The organism is Nitrosospira sp. NpAV, from assembly GCF_000832065.1.
GTDB lineage: Bacteria > Pseudomonadota > Gammaproteobacteria > Burkholderiales > Nitrosomonadaceae > Nitrosospira.
In genome coordinates, this window is sequence record NZ_JXQM01000013.1 from 80,775 (window position 1) to 101,177 (window position 20,403).

Annotated in this window: 13 protein-coding genes; 6 read left to right on the forward strand and 7 right to left on the reverse strand. The window is 54.1% G+C overall.

Annotated features, from left to right (window positions below; genetic code table 11):
- The first annotated feature begins 24 nt into the window (after positions 1-24).
- The 3 genes from SQ11_RS08920 to SQ11_RS08930 are packed head-to-tail and all read left to right on the forward strand — an operon-like array spanning position 25 to position 3,141.
- Positions 25-1,233 (forward strand): cation:proton antiporter, encoded by a 1,209-nt coding sequence (locus SQ11_RS08920; protein WP_041513810.1) that lies wholly within the window; start codon positions 25-27, stop codon positions 1,231-1,233.
- Positions 1,230-2,345, forward strand: a complete 1,116-nt coding sequence (locus SQ11_RS08925) for a YbdK family carboxylate-amine ligase (protein WP_041513811.1) — start codon at positions 1,230-1,232, stop codon at positions 2,343-2,345. Before SQ11_RS08920 ends, SQ11_RS08925 begins: the two co-directional genes overlap by 4 nt.
- 19 nt (positions 2,346-2,364) lie before the next feature.
- Complete coding sequence (locus SQ11_RS08930) at positions 2,365-3,141, forward strand: gamma-glutamyl-gamma-aminobutyrate hydrolase family protein (RefSeq protein WP_041513812.1); 777 nt, start codon at positions 2,365-2,367, stop codon at positions 3,139-3,141.
- A 181-nt stretch (positions 3,142-3,322) separates the two neighbouring features.
- Here the strand turns inward: SQ11_RS08930 and thrC are convergent, their stop codons facing one another.
- From thrC to SQ11_RS08945, 3 genes are all read right to left on the reverse strand, one after another.
- On the reverse strand, positions 3,323-4,741 hold the full coding sequence (gene thrC, locus SQ11_RS08935; protein ID WP_041513813.1) for a threonine synthase: 1,419 nt from the start codon (positions 4,739-4,741) through the stop codon (positions 3,323-3,325).
- Positions 4,742-4,837: 96 nt separating this feature from the next.
- Positions 4,838-6,154 (reverse strand): homoserine dehydrogenase, encoded by a 1,317-nt coding sequence (locus SQ11_RS08940; protein ID WP_041513814.1) that lies wholly within the window; start codon positions 6,152-6,154, stop codon positions 4,838-4,840.
- Between the two features lie 84 nt (positions 6,155-6,238).
- On the reverse strand, positions 6,239-7,468 hold the full coding sequence (locus tag SQ11_RS08945) for a pyridoxal phosphate-dependent aminotransferase (RefSeq protein ID WP_041513815.1): 1,230 nt from the start codon (positions 7,466-7,468) through the stop codon (positions 6,239-6,241).
- 239 nt (positions 7,469-7,707) lie between these two features.
- Between SQ11_RS08945 and SQ11_RS08950 the strand changes: the two genes are divergently transcribed.
- Entirely contained in the window at positions 7,708-8,082 is a 375-nt protein-coding gene (locus tag SQ11_RS08950; protein ID WP_041513906.1) for an Mth938-like domain-containing protein, read from the forward strand.
- A gap of 42 nt (positions 8,083-8,124) precedes the next feature.
- On the opposite strand, the gene SQ11_RS08955 is transcribed toward SQ11_RS08950, so the two are convergent.
- The 4 genes from SQ11_RS08955 to SQ11_RS08970 form a co-directional block, all read right to left on the reverse strand.
- Positions 8,125-9,354, reverse strand: coding sequence for an EAL domain-containing protein (locus SQ11_RS08955; protein ID WP_041513816.1), 1,230 nt, complete (start codon positions 9,352-9,354; stop codon positions 8,125-8,127).
- 154 nt (positions 9,355-9,508) lie between these two features.
- Entirely contained in the window at positions 9,509-13,636 is a 4,128-nt protein-coding gene (locus SQ11_RS08960) for a PAS domain S-box protein (RefSeq protein ID WP_041513817.1), read from the reverse strand.
- Positions 13,633-14,919, reverse strand: a complete 1,287-nt coding sequence (locus tag SQ11_RS08965; RefSeq protein ID WP_041513818.1) for an ABC transporter substrate-binding protein — start codon at positions 14,917-14,919, stop codon at positions 13,633-13,635. The genes SQ11_RS08960 and SQ11_RS08965 overlap by 4 nt, the downstream gene beginning before the upstream one ends.
- Positions 14,920-15,064: 145 nt before the next feature.
- Positions 15,065-15,988 (reverse strand): histone deacetylase family protein, encoded by a 924-nt coding sequence (locus tag SQ11_RS08970; RefSeq protein WP_041513819.1) that lies wholly within the window; start codon positions 15,986-15,988, stop codon positions 15,065-15,067.
- A 149-nt stretch (positions 15,989-16,137) separates the two neighbouring features.
- Between SQ11_RS08970 and SQ11_RS08975 the strand changes: the two genes are divergently transcribed.
- Together SQ11_RS08975 and SQ11_RS08980 are read left to right on the forward strand one after the other, a co-directional pair.
- Positions 16,138-18,057 carry an EAL domain-containing protein gene (locus tag SQ11_RS08975; RefSeq protein WP_041513820.1) on the forward strand — a complete coding sequence of 640 codons (1,920 nt, stop codon included), beginning with the start codon at positions 16,138-16,140 and terminating at the stop codon, positions 18,055-18,057.
- Between the two features lie 126 nt (positions 18,058-18,183).
- Entirely contained in the window at positions 18,184-20,331 is a 2,148-nt protein-coding gene (locus SQ11_RS08980) for a hypothetical protein (RefSeq protein ID WP_041513821.1), read from the forward strand.
- Positions 20,332-20,403 lie beyond the last annotated feature (72 nt).

Below are 20,403 nucleotides of genomic sequence, written 5' to 3' on the forward strand. Positions count from 1 at the left end.
GCTGCTGTTCTTCCGTACTCTCCCATGACCTGGTCCAGTTATCTTCCACTCTGGCCGTTATCTGTCAGTCCAGCGCTCTGGCTTGCGCTTTCGCTGGTGGTCGCAGTACTTGTGGGCGAAGCACTGGTACGCTACGCGAAATTGCCGCGTATTGTAGGCTATATAGGAATTGGCCTATTGCTGGGCCCCGGCGGACTGGGTCTGATCCCGCAGCTACCGGAGGTCGAATGGCGTCTGGTAGTTGATCTTGCGCTCGGCATTCTGCTGTTCGAGCTGGGAAGCAAGGTAAATTTGCGCTGGCTTAAAGCCAACCCGTGGATTGCCGCCACCAGTCTGCTGGAAGCGGTCGCCACTTTTTTTGCTGTATTCTTACTGCTGTCGTGGTTCGATATTCCTGGCATCACTGCCGCGGTGGCCGCCACCATTGCGATTGCCACTTCACCCGCCATCGTGGTGCGAACCGTGACCGAATCGCGCGCTCAAGGTCAGGTGACTGACCGGCTTCTGCTCATGACGGCGCTCAATTGTATCTATGCCGTTATCTTTCATAAGCTGGCCGTTGCTTTCATGCATGGCGAAACCGGCACGGGCTTTGTTCACTCCGTGCTGCCCCCACTTTATCTCATCAGTGGATCGGCCCTGCTGGCCTGGCTATTCGGTGTCACGTTTGAACGAATCCATCATTATGTGGGCCAACATGAGGAAACTTTTTCCTTTATCTTGTTTGGCATGATCGCATTCGCGACTATCATGGCGTCGACACTCAAGCTCAGCCCTATCCTTGTGTTGCTCGCAGCCGGTCTGATCACACGCTACCAACGCCAGCGTCCACGAACTTTTCCGCCCCATTTTGGCTCCGCTGGCGCCGTCCTGGTGGTACTGATGTTCATTGCCAATGGCCTGGCGGCTGACCTCGGGGGCCTGCGCTCGGGTCTGCTGCTCGTCTTGCTGCTCATTATCGTACGCTCAGCCGCAAAGTTGTTGTCCGTGCTCATACTGGGACATTACAGTGGTATTGGCCTGCGTCAAACCATGGCTTTGGGTATTGCACTTGCACCCATGTCCAGTGTTGCACTTCTGCTGACGCTGGATACCAGTGCCATGTTTCCCGCCTTTGGCTCAGGAATGGGGCTGGTGCTAATGAGTTGCATCGTCATACTCGAGTTGTCGGGGCCCATTCTGGTGCAAAAGGCGCTCAGGTCAGCGGGTGAAACACCGGAGAAGCAAACATGAGCCTGATGTCCTTTGCACCTTCCCGGCCCTTAAGCATCGGCGTTGAGTTGGAACTTCAGTTGCTCAGTTGTAATGACTACAATCTGGTTTCCTCGGCCCCCGATATGCTGCGGCGGATTGAAAGATATCCGCATCCCGGAGACGTCAAACCGGAAATGACCCGCAGCATGATCGAAATCAATACTTCAGTGCAGCAGGAATATGGTGCGCTGGTCGAAGAGTTGCGTTCATTGCGTAACGTGGTATCCGATGCGGGACGCTTTCTCAATGTAGCGGTGGCCGGCGGCGGCACCCACCCATTCCAGCACTGGAGCGAACAGAAGATTTTTGATGCACCTCGCTTTCATCATCTGTCCGAACTCTACGGTTATCTGGCCAAGCAATTCACCATATTCGGCCAGCATGTCCATATCGGGTGCACCGGCCCGGATGAGGCGCTCCATCTCATGCACATGCTCTCGCGCTATATTCCCCACTTTATTGCGCTATCGGCCAGTTCTCCGTTCGTGCAGGGCCATGACACGGGCTTTGCCTCCGCACGTCTCAATTCGGTGTTTTCCTTTCCATTGAGCGGCCGCGCGCCCTTCGTGCTGCGCTGGGATGATTTCGAGCAGTTCTTCGGTAAAATGACCACGACCGGCGTGGTCGAATCAATGAAAGATTTTTACTGGGATATTCGTCCGAAACCGGAGTTCGGCACTATTGAAGTAAGAGTATGCGATACCCCGCTCACCGTTGAAATCGCCGCTGCCATTGCCTGTTATATTCAGGCAATGGCGCGCTATATCATGGTGGAGCAGCGCATCGCCCCGGAAGAGGACGATTATCTGGTTTACACGTTCAACCGTTTTCAGGCCTGCCGTTTTGGGCTTGAAGGAATTTTTATCGATCCGCGCACCCATGAGCAACGCAGCATTCGCGATGATATAGCCGACATGCTGACACGCATCGCCGGCCACGCTTCGGAATTACGAGCGGTGGAAGCCATGGAACGCATTCGCGAAATACTTATCGCGGGCAACGGCACAAGCTGGTTGCGCCAGACTTACGCGCGTGAACACAATCTCGGCGACGTCATGCAGCTGCAAGCCGATTTGTGGATGAGCAACTGAGGATCCATAGCCACCTCACATGACACGCCCGCTACGTATCGGCCTGTCGCCACGTATCCTGCATCATCCGCCCGCGGAACTAGGTTTTCGCAATAAAACTCTACAGTACCTTGAACAGACTGTCGCCCACTGGATCATGCGTCGTGGAGCGCTGGTTTTCATGCTGCCTGCCATCGAGTCGGGGGGCGTGGAACGTTCCAGTGTGCGTGTGAGCGATTATGTAAAGGAAATAGATGGCCTGGTGATGCAAGGCGGTGCGGATGTCAGCCCCATTTCTTATGGAGAAACCCCATCGCGGCCAGAATGGTCAGGTGATCGGGTGCGCGATCTCTACGAAATAGAGTTATTTTGGGAATGTGTCGTACAGCGTAAACCCGTGCTGGGTATATGCCGCGGGCTGCAGCTTATCAATGTCGCGCTGGGTGGAAATCTCTATCAGGATATCGCCACTGAACGCCCCAATGCCATTTTGCATGTGGACCCTGTGCTCTACGACCAGCACCGGCATGCTATTCATATTGAAGAGAATTCCACACTGGCGAAACTGTATGAGGGCACGGATATCCACCTTGTCAACAGCATTCACCATCAGGCAATCAAGCGGCTGGGACGGGACTCGCTGGTTGAGGCGGTATCGGACAGCGATGGTATTATCGAAGCCATACGCATGCGCGGGGAATCCTATGTCGTCGCATTTCAGTGGCATCCCGAGTTTCACGCCGGCGCCAGCGAACTCCTTGACTCTGGACCCATATTGGATGATTTCCTTGCTGCCGCCAAAAAACAGCGCGTATAAAGAAACCTAAAAAACTTTCTGACTAAGCCCCCTTCCTGGCTAAGCCCACAAGAACCAGCAAGGGGAAGATTCAAAATGTTGCGTAGAGTGTTCCACGACATTGTGCCTGCCTGCACATCACAATCGCACGCCCCCCTCCAACTGCCGAATTTAGAGCTGGTTTATGCCGACAACGGATTTATTAGGAGATTCCTGAAGTCTGCTCAACCATAAATGCCTTGACTGCATCCGCATCGGCATTCATCACCACATACCGCTGCGGCAGGCTTTCGAGATTCTCATATCCGGCCGGACGCCCCGGTTCATGCCCAATGGCCTCGACAATGCTCTCGGAAAATTTAACCGGCAACGCGGTTTCCAGGCAAATTAGAGGTACCCCGTCTTCGCGATGCTCCAACCCCACTTTCAAACCGTCCGCGGTATGCGGATCCACCAGTACGCCGTATCGGTCCCGGATATTGCGTATCGTGGCGATACGCGCCGCATGGTTGCTGGTTCCTGACACGAAGCCAAAGTCCTTTACCTTTTCCCATAACGGCGTACCGGCGATATCGAAGGCGCCCCCCTTATCCACCAACCGCCACAGTTCTTTCACCTTGGCCGTGTCTCGCCCGGTCAGGTCAAAAATGAAACGCTCGAAGTTGGATGCCTTGGAAATATCCATCGACGGGCTGCTGGTATGCACCGTTTCCGCCGTGGCCCGTGGACGGTAGCAACCGGTCTGGAAAAATTCATCCAGCACTTCATTTTCATTCGTGGCAAGTATCAATTTTTTGATCGGCAATCCCATCATACGCGCCACGTGGCCCGCACAAATATTGCCAAAATTACCGGACGGCACTGCAAACGACACCTGCTCGGTGTTGGAACGGGTGGCGGCAAAATAGCCCTTGAAATAATAGACGGTCTGCGCCAGGATGCGCGCCCAGTTTATCGAGTTGACCGTACCGATATGGTATTTCTGCTTGAACGCATAATCATTGCTGACCGCCTTGACAATATCCTGACAGTCGTCGAATACGCCGCGAATGGCGATATTGAAAATATTCGGATCTTGCAGGGAAAACATTTGCGCGGTCTGGAAATGACTCATTTTCCCTTGGGGCGACAGCATGAACACACGAATGCCGCGCTTGCCGCGCATGGCATATTCTGCGCTGGGCCCGGTATCGCCGGAGGTGGCCCCGAGGATATTGAGATCGTCGCCTGTTTTAGCCAGCGCATATTCGAACAGATTACCCAGCAATTGCATGGCGATATCCTTGAATGCCAGCGTAGGCCCATTGGACAATCCCAGAATGTGCAACCCTGGCTCCAGCGTTTTAAGTGGGGCAATTTCCTTGCTCTGGAATAATCCGGCAGTGTAAGTATCCGCGATTATGCTGCGCAAATCGGCAGCGGGGATATCATCCGCAAAACGGGAAATGATTTCAAACGCAAGCTCCTGATAACTCAGGCCGCGCAACTTGTCCAATCCGCCCGGGCTGATTGCCGGATATGTTTCGGGCATCGCCAACCCTCCGTCGGGAGCCAGGCCGGCCAGGAGAATTTTGGAAAACTTTTTTGGCGGCATGCCGCCGCGGGTCGAAATGTAATGCATTTTTTTCACCACAAAAGAAAAGAACAGAGAATGTTTTTCCGCGCTGACATTCCTTGTTCGCGCCCGCCTGGAAGCGAATGCCGAAAGCGCCGTATATTATTTACTATTCAGTTCTTCAAGCCGGATGCGTGTGACTTTACCGGTCATCAACGGAAGTTTCTGGATTTTGGCAATCGCAGCATTTATATTTTTTTCAACTGCCAAATGGGTAAGCATGATGATATCCACCTGATCTTCTCCCTCGCTGGGCTCCTTCTGCACCATTGCGTCAATGGAAATGCCCAGATCGGCAAGGACGCGGGTGATATCGGCCAGCGCCCCCGGTTTATCCATTACTCGCAACCGCAGATAATATGAAGTTTCCACGTCCTCCATTGCCAGGATGGGTGTGTCCGACAGCAGGTCGGGCTGAAAAGCGAGGTGGGGAACACGGTGCTTCGGATCGGAGGTATGCATGCGGGTTACATCCACAAGATCCGCCACTACCGAACTGGCGGTAGGTTCGGCACCCGCCCCCGCGCCATAATATAAAGTAGCGCCCACCGCATCGCCTTTTACCACAATGGCGTTCATCACCCCTTCCACATTGGCAATCAACCGCCGCGCGGGTATCAGCGTGGGATGGACACGCAACTCTATACCCTTGGCCGTACGCCGCGTAATACCCAGCAGCTTGATACGGTAGCCCAGTTCTTCAGCATACCGGATATCCTCACGGGTTAATTTTGTGATGCCTTCGGTATAAACTTTGTTGAACTGCATGGGAATTCCAAAGGAGATGGCGGCCATGATGGTTAGCTTGTGTGCGGCATCGATCCCTTCGACGTCAAAAGTTGGATCGGCTTCGGCATACCCCAGTTTTTGCGCCTGTTTCAGCACGGTATCGAACGTCAGCCCTTTATCGCGCATTTCGGACAGGATGAAATTACTTGTGCCATTAATGATTCCGGCAATCCATTCAATGCGGTTAGCGGTCAATCCCTCACGCAATGCCTTGATGATGGGGATGCCGCCCGCCACCGCCGCCTCGAACGCAACCATCACGCCCTTTTTCTGCGCGGCAGCAAAAATTTCCGTACCATGCGAAGCGAGCAATGCCTTATTGGCGGTAATGACATGCTTGCCATTCTCGATAGCCTTCAGCGTCAACTCCTTCGCAACGGTATAACCACCAATCAGCTCAACCACGATGTCAATGTCGGGGTTTGTCACGACTTCGTTCGCATCGGCTGTGATTATGACATCGTCACTCACCATCCTGCGTGCTTTTTCCACATCGCGATCGGCAATCATCCTGATGACGATGCCTCGCCCGGCACGGCGGGTAATTTCTTCCTGATTACGTTTGAGTACCGTAAAGGTGCCACCGCCGACGGTGCCGATACCTAACAGGCCTACATTGATGGGTTTCATAATGGATGAATTAAATTAACGGATGAGTTGATAAGCGGATATGCGGCGGGAAATCTTGCACTTTCCTGCGGTTTATTTTTAGATTCACTCACGTCCGGCACGCTTGCGATATCGCCCAAGAAAATTCGCGATGCGGCCTATCGCCTCGCTAAGATCGTCACTATTCGGTAAAAATACCACGCGAAAGTGATCCGGATATGGCCAATTGAAACCACTACCCTGGACCAGCAGGACCTTCTCTTCAATCAACAGATCCAGCACAAACTGCTGATCGTTTTCAATTGGGTACATTTCTGGATCCAGACGCGGAAATAAATACATCGCGGCCTTCGGCTTGAAACAGGTAACGCCGGGAATATCCGTCAGCAATTTCCAGGCGAGATCGCGCTGGCGCATAAGCCGCCCGGTGGGCATGACCAGATCATTAATGCTCTGATAGCCGCCGAGCGCGGTCTGAATTCCGAACTGCGAGGGTACATTTGCGCACAGCCGCATCGAGGCCAGCATGGTCAGTCCCGCAATATAATCACGGGCAAACTGTTTTTTTCCTGAAACCACTGCCCAACCGGAACGAAATCCAGCTGCCCGATAGTTCTTGGATAACCCATTCAAGGTGATGAACAGCACATCATCCGCCAAGGAAGCAATCGAAGTATGCGTCGCATCATCGTACAGCACTTTATCGTAAATTTCGTCCGCATAGATGATAAGGTGATGCTGGCGGGCAATCTCGATGATTTCATGCAATAAATCGTCCGGATAAAGCGCGCCGGTAGGATTGTTGGGATTAATGATGACAATGGCGCGGGTATTCGAGGTAATCTTGGCGCGAATATCGTCCAGGTTAGGCAACCAGCCGGATTGCTCATCGCACACATAGTGCCGCGCTGTGCCTCCTGCAAGCACGACCGCAGCGGTCCATAGCGGATAATCTGGCGACGGAATCAGCACTTCATCGCCGCTATTCAGCAATGCCTGCATGGCCATCACGATCAATTCGGAAACACCATTGCCGATGTAGATGTCCTCCATCCGCACGTCACGAATTTGCTTCTCCTGCGTATAGTGCATAATCGCCTTGCGCGCAGCGAACAAACCTTTGGAGTCGCAATAGCCGGAAGCGGCGGACAAATTGTAGATGACATCCTGCAGAATTTCCGCGGGCGCATCAAAACCAAATAATGCCGGATTGCCGATATTGAGCTTGATTATGTGATGCCCTTCCTCCTCCATTTGCTTGGCGTGGTCAAGCACCGGCCCGCGTATGTCATAACATACATTCGCCAGTTTGCTGGATTTCAGTATAGGTTGCATGAATTGAGAGGGTTGATCCGCAAAACGGTCTGCGAAATGATCCGATCATGCGCCGGGAAAAATCGTCGCTATGACAAGGTTTCAGCGTCGGGGTTTCTGCATTTTATCCAGTATGTTACGCAGCCAATTCGGTGGAACTTGAAAAAACCCGCAGCATCGCCGGTTTTTTCCGCTTTATTGCAACGCGAAAAACATGTAATGTTACCCGACACGCGAATCTGTCGCAAATGGAGCCTTGCTTGAAACTGCATCTTTCGGGATTTTCCGAACAAAACATGTTCACCGGTTATGGGGCCGGATATGTCTTGGTCAATCAGACACGCTACGAGCGCAATCTGATTCTTTTACCCGACCGCATCATTGAAAACTGGGGGGCTGCAACCTTTGAGCAGCTTACAGCAGAGCACTTCGAGCTTCTGCTCCCATTGCAGCCTGAAATGGTGTTATTCGGGACGGGGGCAACCCTGCGCTTTCCTCACACCTCCCTCACAAAAAAGCTGATTGCATCAAAAGTCGGCGTGGAAGTCATGGATACCAATGCGGTCTGCCGTACTTACAACATACTGACAGCGGAAGGAAGGCGTGTGGCGGCAGCGCTGCTCATCTCTGAATAAGCTCATCCTTCCTTGGTGTCCGCCGGCTCTCGGTGTGCCGGTTTATTCCTGGACTGCGGGGACGGACAGTTCGTCGCGTACCCGCGCCCGCCAGCTCTCGATCCAGGCGGGCAGATCCGCAGCCAGCATGGGCCGTGACATAAAAGTCCCTTGAGCGAGATCGCATCCCGTGCGGTATAGAAGGTCCCAATCATTCCGGTCCTCGACACCTTCGGCCACGACCTCCATGCCGAGCTGTCTCGCCAGAGATAGGCTGGCATCATACATTGCCCGCAACGTCTCGTCGGCCCAGGCGCGGTGCACAAAACCCTGATCGATCTTGAGTTCATCGAACGGAATATCGCGCAACTGGGCCAAAGATGAGTGTCCAGTGCCGAAATCATCGATTGAGAGCCGGAAACGCTTTAAACGCAATCGAGTCAGTATCTCAAGTGGAGCTCGCGTATCCAGCATCAACCGGCTCTCCGTCACTTCCAGGACCATATCCTGCGGCGCCACACCGGTTTTGGCCGTAAGCTCGGTAACGAAATTCAAAAAACTCAGCGATGCCAGATTGTCCATCGATACGTTGACCGCCACCCGCAATGTCAGTCCCGCTTGTTGCCAGGCTTTGGCCTGTGTCACCGCGCTGGCGAATACCATTTGCGTCAGATCGTCAATCAGCCCAAAGGCTTCGGCCACTCCGATGAATTGATCGGGGAATACGATGCCGTCGACGGGATGACGCCACCGAACCAGTGTTTCCACGCCTACCACTTCTCCATTCGCTACCGCCACTTTGGGCTGGTAGTAATTGACAAGCTCTCCATTGTCGATAGCGGTCCGCAACTCGTCCGCGCCATAGGCTTTCTTCGTTATTCCGGGTCCACCGGTGGACGGAGGTGTCCACTTCTCCAGCAGTGCGGATAACGTCTCCGGCTTGACGGGCTTATGCAGGTGCCCAAGTATCTGGATTTTATGCGCCTGCACCAGTTTTTCCGCGGTCTGCAATATGCGTTCGTCGTCGCCGCTCACCAGAATGAGACTGCCGGTATAGTGCCGGCCGACCAGATGCCGCACGAACTCTATGCCATCCATTTCCGGCATGTTGAGATCCAGCAAAATCAGGTTTGGCTGCGAATCCAAATCGCCTATCCGATCCAGGGCAACTCGTCCGCTATCGCAAAGTGTGACCGAAGTAAATCCCAGATTTGACAGAATACGGTTCAACAGCTTGAGCATAAAGGATTCATCGTCAAGCACTAGAATCTTGACTGCGGATCTTTCGACCATGGTATTCTTTCCCTTCCGATCGTTATACGGAAAAACAACCGCGTACTTTCTCCACATGGCACAGCACCGGCCTTGGCTCGACTGAGATGCCAAGGAGCGCAACACGGTGAACATCCGATTTTACCAGCAACCCGAATGGGAGTATCCCGAAGGTTCATTCAGAGGTTGGGTGTGACGAATCAATATACCTATTCACGACAGCCAATTCCGACTCGAAGCGGGGCATTAGCGCTTTCACAGTCTCAATGTCTCCCGCCTTCCCCGCCTTTTCCATCTCGGCACAGAGATCGCCTAGTATCAGTGCGCCGACCGAACGAGCCGATGACTTGAGTTTATGGGCCACCGCGCCGGCCGTGGTCGCTTCTCCCGCCTGTAAAGCCGCACGCAAATCCGCCGCTATTCGGGCTGAACTGGCACGAAAGTCCCGCAGGAATTCGTCGATTATCGACGGATCGTTCCCCACAAGCGCTTCGAGAACACTCACATCCATTGATCTTTCCGCGATCGCTGGCGTGACAGGGACGGCGGCCACCGCAGGCGCCGGGGTAACTGATTTTGGAAGCGGCAGCCATTTATGCAATACCGCTTTCAAGTGGGCAAGCTGCACCGGCTTGCTCAGGTAATCATCCATGCCAACAGAGCGGCAATGCTCGGCTTCTCCCTTGAGAGCATTGGCAGTGAATGCGATGATGGGAATTCGAGTTTTGTCCCGTTCAGTGCGGCGAATGGTCGCGGTCAACTGATAGCCGTCCATTTCCGGCATATGCAGATCGGTAAGCAGCACCGCGTAGTTGCCGCTCTCCCAGCGTTTCAGCGCTTCCCGGCCATCGCCGGCAATGTCCGCCGCATAGCCGAGCAGCGAGAGCTGCTGGCGGATCACTTTCTGGTTGATCTCGTTGTCCTCAGCCACCAGAATCAGCGTCCCTTCACGCATGGCCTTCTCGCGCGATGGTGCAACCACTGCCTCTACCTTGTCCGCCGGCTGTGCTTCCGCTTCCTCCTGGACCCGCCCTGCCGCGATAGCCACCGCACGAAGGAAAGCGTCGCGATGCATGACGTCCCCATCCAGCGTGACGGTATCCACCGCCTCGGAGCGCTCATGACGGCGCCGGCCGCGCCTGATTACGACAAAGCGGGGCTCAATATCAGGCTGATGATGCCCATGTTCCAGGACGACGAAATGCGGATCGAGATCGGGCCGGGAATGGCAGGCAGTGCGCAATTCTTCGACCGGTGGCGTATCGTGCCCCGCATCGATGATAAGCAACCATAAACCGGGGGGCAGTGTACCGATTCGTTCCCGGGCTGCCGCCAGATCCAGCACGCGTTCAACGGCTGCACCGCTGTGTCTCAGATATACAGCCAGATCGTCGCTCAGTCCCTTCTCGTCGCCCAGCACCAGGCAGGAAATGCCGGTCAGATCCACAACTTTGGCGGTGATGGGTTTGGCTGGCAGTGGCACGAAGGATAAACGCACGGTGAACGTGGAACCCTTGCCCAACGCACTTTGTACCGAGATATCGCCACCCATCAACTGCACCAGATGATGGGAGATCGCCAGCCCCAAGCCGGTACCGCCAAACCGGCGCGTAGTGGAGGCATCCCCCTGAGTGAACGAGGTAAAGAGCCGCCCCTGAGTCTCTTCGCTCATGCCAATGCCATTATCGCAGATCTGGAACTCTACTTTTACCTGATCCAGGCTGTGCCCGGCCAGCAGCGCACGTACCGACACCCGCCCTGGCTCCTGCTGCCCGCTGGAAAATTTGATGGCGTTATTGGCGAGGTTGACCAGCACCTGACGCAACCGCAGGGCATCTCCAAGAACTTCGTCAGGAATCGCGGGATCAAGAAATAAAGTGAGCTCCACTCCTTTTCTTGCGGCCAGGCTTTCGAGCATGTTGCAAGCCTTCTCCACCACATTCACCACCGACATCGGTGCTTCTTCGATTTCCAGCCTGCCCGCCTCGATCTTGGAAAAATCAAGAATATCATCAATGATTTCCAGCAAGGCAAAGGCCGATTCACGGATCAGATCGACCATCTCCATCTGGTAGCCGCTGAGGCTGGTTTGCTGCAACACATCCGCCATGCCAATCACGCCGTTCATGGGCGTGCGTATTTCATGGCTCATGGCTGCAAGAAAAATCGATTTTGCCTGGTTGGCTTGTTCGGCATCCAGCCGGGCCTGCTCCAGGTCCTTCATGATAAGGACTCTTTCACTGATATCAACGCCTGAAGGTATCAGCTTGACCACCCGACCTTCGGCGTCGCGGACCGGCGCAAGCATGAAATCGATCGTCATAAGACTACCATTGGCAATACGCACCTCGACATCGCGACGCACTATCTCGCCCCCCTGAGCGCGTTCAATATCCTCGCGGAGTTGTCTCTGCACTTCCGGGTTATAAGAGAACCACCATGTCTCATCCAGCCGCTTGCCAACGACGTCCTGGCTCCGCAGGCCGCCCAGCTCCAGAGCGGTGCGGTTGATCTCCACGAAAACTCCGGCTGGTGTCGTTTCACCGACGAGGGCACCCAGGTTGTCCACGATGGCTCGAAGACGCTGCTCGCTGCCGCGCAAAGCCTGCTCCACCTGCTTGCGCTCGTGGATGTCTCGCAGAACACCGGTGAAATAACGCTTCCCTCCCACGAAATATTCGCTGACCGCAACATATACATCAACAGGCTCTCCATTCTTGTGCCGTCCCACGACTTCACGGCCCATGCCGATGTTATGCAATCCCTCGACTTCAAGTGTAAGAATATGGTCGAATTCGCAGCGGCCCCGCCCGGTCCGGAAATACCTCTCGATATAGCCATCGTGGCCACTACGATGGGGTTCGGGCATGAGCAGGGAAATATTCTGGCCGATCACTTCATCGCGGGTGTAACCAAAGAGTTTTTCGATGACGGGATTGACTGAGCGGATGATGCTTTTATCATCGATGGTGATGATGCAATCCACCATGTGCTCGACGATGGAGCGCGTTTCTTCCTCCTTGCTGATCAGGGCTGCGTTGGCGCGCTCCAGATCGGCGGTGCGCACCGCAACTCTATTTTCCAGCTCCTGATTGAGCTGCCGCAGGTTATTTTCAGCGCCTTCCCTCTCCCGGTTGCTGGCATTCAGACGTTCCGTCATGGTATTGAAGGTGCTGGCCAGTTGCCCGATCTCGTCCCACCCCACCACCGGTACGCGCTGCTGCAGATTGCCTGCGGCGATGTGCTGAGCGCTGTGGCTGAGGTTCTTCAAGGTCGTGACGACACGCCGGCTAAATAAAATTGCACCCAGGATGGCGGCAACGAGTGTCAGACCGAGAATCAGCAAACTAAGCGTGCGCACGCGTTCCAGGAAAGCGAATACCTCGTCCGCATCCATCTTGACCTCGATGCCCCAGTTCATGCGAGGCAAATACCGCCACGCCGCGACTACCTCCTTGCTGCGGTAATCCATTTTCAGGCCGCCTCCACGCTCGCCATGCAAGCCACTTTGGGTAACCACCGCAAACGGCGCGTTACGGAGGGGTATCTTGAGCTCCAGTGCCGCATCAGGCTCATGTTTCAATGGAGCCATCACCAGCGCGGTGCGCTCGTTCAGAAACCGGGTCAGCACGGTTTCGCCGCTCGCCCCCAGCCCCACATTGTCCTGCACCACCTGGAACACGCGTTCACTGTAGATCTGCAATGCCAGCACACCTTCAAGCTTCCCCTCAACCACGATGGGAAATGCCATGAAAGCCGCGATCCTGTTGCGCGAAGGCGCATAATGTTCGAAGTCCGAGACGCCGTTTTGAAGGGTATCCAGCGCTTCGCGAGTCACGACACCCAGGCCGCTGTTCCGATAGGGACCGGTAATCAGGCTGGTAGCGAAATCCGATTCATGAGCATCGGTATAGACTATTTCACCCGAGGGTGAAATCAGAAACAAATCATAGTAATCAGCTTCCTCGACAAAACGTTTGAATTGCTCGCGATATTGGGCATCCAGCTGACGATAGGCCCAGGATTTCACCCCGCTCTGGCTATATACCCGGGCAAATTCGCGCATGGCTGTGCGTATAGCGCTATCTGTCTGAATAACCCTGGCATCGAGAAGACGTTCACGCAAATAGCTGTCGATCTGCTCCGCCTTCATATCGGCGATGGCGGAAACTTGCTGGATGGCCGTTTTCTGCATCTCTATTTCGAAAGTGCGCAACAGGCTGTAACCGATTATCAGGATAGGCAGCAACGAGACACCCACGAACCACACCGCGAAGCGCTGCGTAAGTGAAGTGAACCTCATGGTTTCCACCCGGGAACGGCTTCAAGCAATCGATCCCACTCTTCGCGCGACCGATAGGTGGGAAATGGCGCCGGCTCGAGCGGCCGCCCCGACTCCCAGACAATCTCGAACTGGCCATCGTCGCGAGCTCTACCGACGCGCGCCATCCTCCAGATATGATGGGTGATGGGATCGACTGCCACCACTCCTGCGGGAACAGGCAAGCTCTGGCGCAAAATTGTGCGTTGTACCTGCACCACATCGCCCGAACCCGCCTCCCGTGCGGAGTTGATCCATATTTGCATATTGACATAAGAGGCCTCCATCGGCCCGTCTATTACCGCATGCCGACCGAAGCGGTCACGGAATCGGTTCACGAACGCTTGATTCTTCGGAGATGAAATACTTTGAAAATAACCTCGCGCGGCGTAATGACCGGTCATCGTCTTAAAATCCTGAGCCGTCAGTCCCACCTCGGTGACACTGAACGATAATACGGGGATTTCATCCGGACTGATTCCGCTCTTGGCGATCGCCCGGAAGAACGCGGCATTGTGGATGTCACTGATGGTGGTCAATACCATATCTGGCCGCTGACCGAGGATATCCGCCGCTAGATCTTCCATATCGGGCTGGTTCAAGGAGAGATATCGCTCTCCAACCACTTCCGCGCCATGCGCGGCCAGCAAGTCCTTGATGAGGAGGTGCACCACACGGGAAAAGACATAATCCGATCCCGCAAGATAGATTCGCTTGCCGCGTTTATCGCGTTTACCCGCCTTGCCGAGATTACTCAGCGCCCAATGCACCGCCGGCATGACCACCTGATTGGGCACGGCGCCGCCGTAGAGGATATTGGGCGACTGTCTCATGTCTTCGTGCGACTGCTCCATTCCCTCATACTGCAGCGCGTAAAAGAGCAGGTGATGGTGCTTTTCCACGACCGTTTTCACCGCTTTGCGACAGTCCGATGTCCAGCAACCAAACAACGCCTGCACCTGCTCCTTGGTAATCAGGCGCTCCGCCTGCTCGGCGCAATAAACTGGATCGGAGCGGCAATCGACGACTACGGCCTCGATCTTTCGGCCATTGACACCCCCCGCCGCATTGGCCTCTTCAATGGCCAGCTGGAGGGCATCCACCAAGGGTTTCTCACTCGGTGCCATGATACCCGAGAGAGAATGCAGCACCCCGACCCTGATGCTCAGCTCCGCAGCCGAGTGCTGCCTCCACATCCAAACGCCGGCGCCCAGCAGGATAGGCAAGAGAATAAGAAAAACGTGCGTTTTATAGCGGGTCGCCAAACTTGATCTTCCCCTTATGAAAACAACCGTCATCCAGATAGCCGGATAATCTCAATGCTACTCTTATCATAGACCAATGGTCACTGTAAGAAACAATCCTAAAGGAAATATCTTTGCCGAGGCTCTTCAGGGTAGCGATCCCTGGTCAGGGCTCGCTCAAAACCTTCAAATGAGCGACCACGCTTCGTCCCAAGGCGGGTAACGCATATCCCCCCTCTAGCGCTGATACGATCCAATTGTTGGCATAAGCCCGCGCAATCTCCTTGATTCGTTCCGTTACCCACGCGTAATCAGCCTCCAGCAGATTCAACGAAGCGAGATCGTCGTCCTGATGCGCATCGAAGCCGGCGGAAATAAACAACATCTGCGGTTTGAATTTTTTGAGCGCCGGCAGCCAGAATTCACTTACCGCCGCGCGGAATGTATTGCCGTTGCCACCGGCGGTCAGCGGAATATTGACCATGCGCGCGGAGCGTCCCGCAATACCGCTATAAGGGTAAAAAGGATGCTGGAAAGTGGATACCATCATGACGCGCGGATCATCTCGGAAAATGTCCTCGGTACCGTTACCATGGTGCACATCGAAATCCACTATCGCGACGCGGTCCAAAGCATGCGCCTGAATCGCATGAGCGACACCCACCGCAATATTGTTAATGAGGCAGAAACCCATCGCCCTGTCACGTTCCGCATGGTGACCCGGTGGACGAATACTGCAAAAAGCGTTTGCGGCATGCCCGCCGATCACCAGATCAGCCGCCAGAATCACCGCCCCCGCGGCACGATAAGCCGCCGCCAGACTGTGCGGATTCATCGTCGTATCCGGATCGAGATATGCGATCCCGGTGGAAGGCGTTTTGGCAACCAGTGAAGCAATATATTCCGGCGTGTGCACGCGCCTCAGCTGTTCGAGAGTCGCCAATGGCGCAACGTGACGCTCCAGCCGATCCATCAGACCGGAAGCGGTCAACTCTTCCTCGATAGCCTTGAGCCGCGCCGGGCGTTCGGGGTGATGGGGCCCCATATCATGCAGCAGGCAATCGGGATGGGAAATGAAAGCGGTACGCATATGTAATTAAAAGCCTCCCGTTCCAGGAAAGTAGCTGCGGCTCGAAATTGAAACCGCTGCCCACTCCGTGATAACCTTTGCCTCATGTTACTCAGCTTATTGAGACAGTACCCGCTTTAACTTAAAGAAATAAAAAAATCAGGCGTCCAATGTCTCTTTTTCGACAACTCTGGCTGGCCGTTATACTGGTCACCTTGACAAGTTTCATAGGCAGCTTTGCGGTAAGCATGCAAAGCACGCGAAGCTATCTTGAGCAGCAGCTTCATCGGAAAAACATCGATAGTGCCAATTCCCTCGCTCTTTCCATATCTCAGCTGAGCAAGGATCCGATTACGATCGGGCTGCAGATTACGGCACTTTTCGATAGCGGCCAGTATGAGACTATCTCGATTATCTCTCCCGATGGCAAGGTTGTCGCCGAACGGGTGCAGAATCGGGTAAGCGATGCCGCTCCCGAATGGTTTATCGATCTCTTCCCCATTCATGCCGAAGCAGGCCGTGCCCAAATCTCGGATAACTGGATGCAGTTTGGCGTCGTCAAGGTGGTCAGTCACCCTCACCTCGCCCAGCAGGCGCTTTGGGAGCAGACTGAAACACTGATAGTCTGGTTTCTGATAGCAGGTGCCCTCAGCGGACTCATCGGTATGCTGATACTGCATAGCATCAAGCGGCCATTGGCCGCGATGGTCGGCCAGGCCGAGGCTATTACGGAGCGGCGCTTCCTCACCATATCCGAACCCCGCATTCCGGAACTGCGTAGCATCGCCCGAGCCATCAATGATCTGGTAAGACGCCTGCATAACAGGTTTATCGAGGAGACTTCGCAGCTGGAAGCCTTGCATAAGCAGATCCATCATGATCCCGTTACCGGCCTCGCCAATCGAGACTACTTCATGAACCATCTCCCTGATGCATTGAATACCGGGGAGACCGCTTCAGGAGATATACAAAGCGGTATTCTTCTCATCATACGTCTCAATGATCTAGCGGAGATCAACCGAAAACTTGGTCATACCGGGACCAACAATCTGCTTTGTCAGATAGGCACGCTCATGGCAAACGTGGCCAGCGAAGCGCCGGATCGCCTGGCCGCCCGTCTGAACGGATCGGATTTTGTACTCGTCATTCCGAATATCGATGATGCGGGCAAATTCGCAAATCAGTTGACCATGGAACTGACTGCACTGCTGCCACAAGCCGATAGTGAAACCGCCGACTTCTGCCATATCGGCGCTATCCATTATCAGCATGGCGATAAGCCGGATGAAATTCTCGCCAGTGCCGACAATGCGCTAGCCACCGCAGAGAGGAAAGGAATCAATGCCTGGCATGTCATCGCCGGGCAAGCAAGCAATTCTCTTTTGTCTTCCGCCAATATCAGCGACTGGCGACATATCTTCAGCGATGCACTGAATGAGGATCGCTTCAAGCTGATGCTTCAGCCTGTGGTTGATCCAGCCGGAGCACAACTGCATCAAGAAGCCGTTATCCGTCTCCAGGCCCAGCGTGATGGAGACTGGCTGGCCGCGAGCGATTTCATCGCCATCGCCGCTCGCCTCAATCTCACCGGCCCGGTTGATCTGAATGCCATCCGTCATGCCTTGCGGTCCCAAGCCGGCGAAATCGCGGTTGGCCTCTCCATTGAAACGATTACCGATTGGGGTTTCCGCAACCAGCTCGCGCATTTACTGCGCCAGTACCCCCAATTATGTCGCCGGCTTTGGCTCGAAGTGCCGGAATACGGCGCATTCCGGGAGTTCGAAGCTTTTCGTGATTTCTGCCATACTTTCAAGGAACTCGGCTGCCGTATCGGCATAGAACACTTCGGTCACCATTTCGGCGAATTCCAGAAACTCACGGATCTCGGTCTTGACTATCTCAAGATCGACGCCAGCTTCGTGCGCGGCATCAATCAGAAAAAGAATAATCAGAAGTTCTTGAAAGGCTTATGCAGCTTGGCCCACAGCATTGGCATCATTGTCATCGCCGTTGCCGTGCAAAGTGAGGCGGAGCAAAAGGCATTGATAAAACTGGGCTTTGATGGCCTTACCGGACCCGGTGTAAAGTGATGCCTCCTTGCTTCAAGTATCATCGGTCTGAATTTTACCTTGATAAACTGACATACTAGACTTATAACTTTCTCATACTCTACAGTTTCATATCCCCCCATCAATCATCCATTATAAGGACAGATCATGGCTTCCTCGCACACATGGCATTTTTTCCGGGCAGGTGGTTTCGATCAGGTACAAATTGACAGCGGCGCGGATCTACTAGCTTTGAAAGAGCTGGATCAGAAGCTATGGGTGGCACTGAGTTGTCCTACACGCGGCATAGAGTTCGACAATAGAACACTCGACTTGATTGACCATGATACGGATGCGCATGTGCATGCAAATGAAGTGCTTTCGGCTATCGCATGGGCAGGTGGTTTACTGAAGAATCCAGACCTGCTGGTCAAAGGTTCGGATTCCGTGGCCCTGGCCGATATCGATGATGGCAGTGAAGAAGGACAGCAGGTGCTCATCTCAGCTCAGTACATTCTCAAATGTCTGAATAAAGCCGATGCGACAGAGATTTCGCTTGCTGACATGGCTGACATCGAGAAGTTTGTGGCGGGCCTTGAATTCAATGGCGATGGCGTGATTCATTCCGGCCAGATTGCGGATGCGGAATTGCGTAAGACCGTCGAAGACATCATCAAGTATCGCGGCTCTGTTCCCGATTTAAGCGGGAATGCGGGTATCAACCAGGAAATAACTGATACTTTTTTTACCGAAGTTGCTGCTTATTCGGATTGGCAAGCCAGTGGAGACAGCGATGCAGATATCCGGTTTCTAGGGGAGAAGACGCAAGCGGCTGCCGACGCTTTTCATGCCATCAGAAACAAGGTCAGCGACTACTTCACGCGTTGCCAGCTGGCCGCTTATGATGCGCGCGCAGCAGTGCCATTGAGCCGTTCCGCAGAGGATTATCAGAATATCGCTGCACAAACGTTATCGGCGCAAAATACTGATATAGCGAATTTTCCACTGGCAACGGTGGAACCCGATAAACCCCTGCCATTAATCTCCGGTATAAATCCCGCCTGGCAGACACAGGTGGATGCACTACGTGAGCAAGCCATCGTGCCATTGTTTGGCAATAAAGATAGCCTTTTCGCCGCGGAGTGGGTAGCACTTTGCACCAAGTTTTCAGCATTTGACGCATGGCAAACATCCAAACCTGCCTGTTGTGCGGAGGAGTTGGGAGGAGAGCGTTTGCGTGAGATTTTCGGCAGTGGGCATAAGCAAGCAATCGATAATCTGATCAGCCGGGACAAGGCGGTGGAAACCGAAGTAAAAGCAATTCGCTCGGTGGAAAAATTATTGCGTTATAACCGCGATTTATTCAATCTGGTAAATAATTTCGTATCATTTCGCAGCTTCTATACCGGAAGGGACAAAGCGATATTTCAACTGGGTACACTGTACCTGGACGGGCGCAGTTGCGATCTATGCGTTAGGGTTGAGGATATAAGCAAGCACGCGGAGTTCGCCAATATGAGCGGGCTGTATCTGGCATATTGCGATTGTGTACGCAATGGTGGCGCGGAAAAAATGAGTATTGCCGCCGCATTTACCGCCGGCGATTCTGATTTTCTCATGGTTGGACGGAATGGCATTTTCTATGACCGGAAAGGCCAGGATTGGGATGCGACCATCGTGCGCATCCTCGACCATCCGATCAGCATTCGGCAGGCATTCTGGTCCCCCTATAAAAAACTGAGCAAGTTCATTAGCGCGCAATTGCAAAAATTGGCCTCATCGAGGGCTGCGGCGGCGGATGAGAAACTGATCAAAGCGGCGATGGAAACCGGTACACCCGTAGTAGCTGGCACGCCCCCTCCACCGCCCAAGCCTCCCTTCGATGTAGGCAAGTTCGCGGGGATTTTTGCCGCGATAGGGTTGGCAATCGGCGCGATCGGCGGCATTCTTGCTTCACTGGTCAGCGGGATACTGGGACTGAAATTCTGGCAAATACCTTTGGCCATATTCGGGCTGATGTTGCTGATTTCGGGACCGGCAATGATTGTAGCCTGGTTCAAGTTGAAGAAACGCAACCTCGGCCCGGTGCTGGATGCGAACGGTTGGGCCATCAACGCCCGCGCGCGCATCAATATTCCATTCGGCACATCATTGACCAAGCTCGCGTATTTGCCCCAAGGCGCCCGTCGCTCCCTGACCGACCCATTTGAGGATAAGAAACCGATGTGGCCTTATTACATTGTGATTGCGGGTATCATCGGTGCTTTGATCGGCTTCTGGTATATGGGCATTTTCGGAGCCCCCTCCATTCAATAATGGAGATAGACGGACATGCACCCCAGCGCACCTTCTCATTTTCTCAAAGAAATGAATTCACCTTTTTCGGAG

Excerpts from the sequence above, each read along its gene's own strand:
- SQ11_RS08920 (WP_041513810.1), top strand. The coding sequence starts at position 25 with ATGACCTGGTCCAGTTATCTTCCACTCTGGCCGTTATCTGTCAGTCCA.
- SQ11_RS08925 (WP_041513811.1), top strand. The coding sequence starts at position 1,230 with ATGAGCCTGATGTCCTTTGCACCTTCCCGGCCCTTAAGCATCGGCGTT.
- SQ11_RS08930 (WP_041513812.1), top strand. The coding sequence starts at position 2,365 with ATGACACGCCCGCTACGTATCGGCCTGTCGCCACGTATCCTGCATCAT.
- thrC (WP_041513813.1), bottom strand. The coding sequence starts at position 4,741 with ATGCATTACATTTCGACCCGCGGCGGCATGCCGCCAAAAAAGTTTTCC.
- SQ11_RS08940 (WP_041513814.1), bottom strand. The coding sequence starts at position 6,154 with ATGAAACCCATCAATGTAGGCCTGTTAGGTATCGGCACCGTCGGCGGT.
- SQ11_RS08945 (WP_041513815.1), bottom strand. The coding sequence starts at position 7,468 with ATGCAACCTATACTGAAATCCAGCAAACTGGCGAATGTATGTTATGAC.
- SQ11_RS08955 (WP_041513816.1), bottom strand. The coding sequence starts at position 9,354 with ATGGTCGAAAGATCCGCAGTCAAGATTCTAGTGCTTGACGATGAATCC.
- SQ11_RS08960 (WP_041513817.1), bottom strand. The coding sequence starts at position 13,636 with ATGAGGTTCACTTCACTTACGCAGCGCTTCGCGGTGTGGTTCGTGGGT.
- SQ11_RS08970 (WP_041513819.1), bottom strand. The coding sequence starts at position 15,988 with ATGCGTACCGCTTTCATTTCCCATCCCGATTGCCTGCTGCATGATATG.
- SQ11_RS08975 (WP_041513820.1), top strand. The coding sequence starts at position 16,138 with ATGTCTCTTTTTCGACAACTCTGGCTGGCCGTTATACTGGTCACCTTG.
- SQ11_RS08980 (WP_041513821.1), top strand. The coding sequence starts at position 18,184 with ATGGCTTCCTCGCACACATGGCATTTTTTCCGGGCAGGTGGTTTCGAT.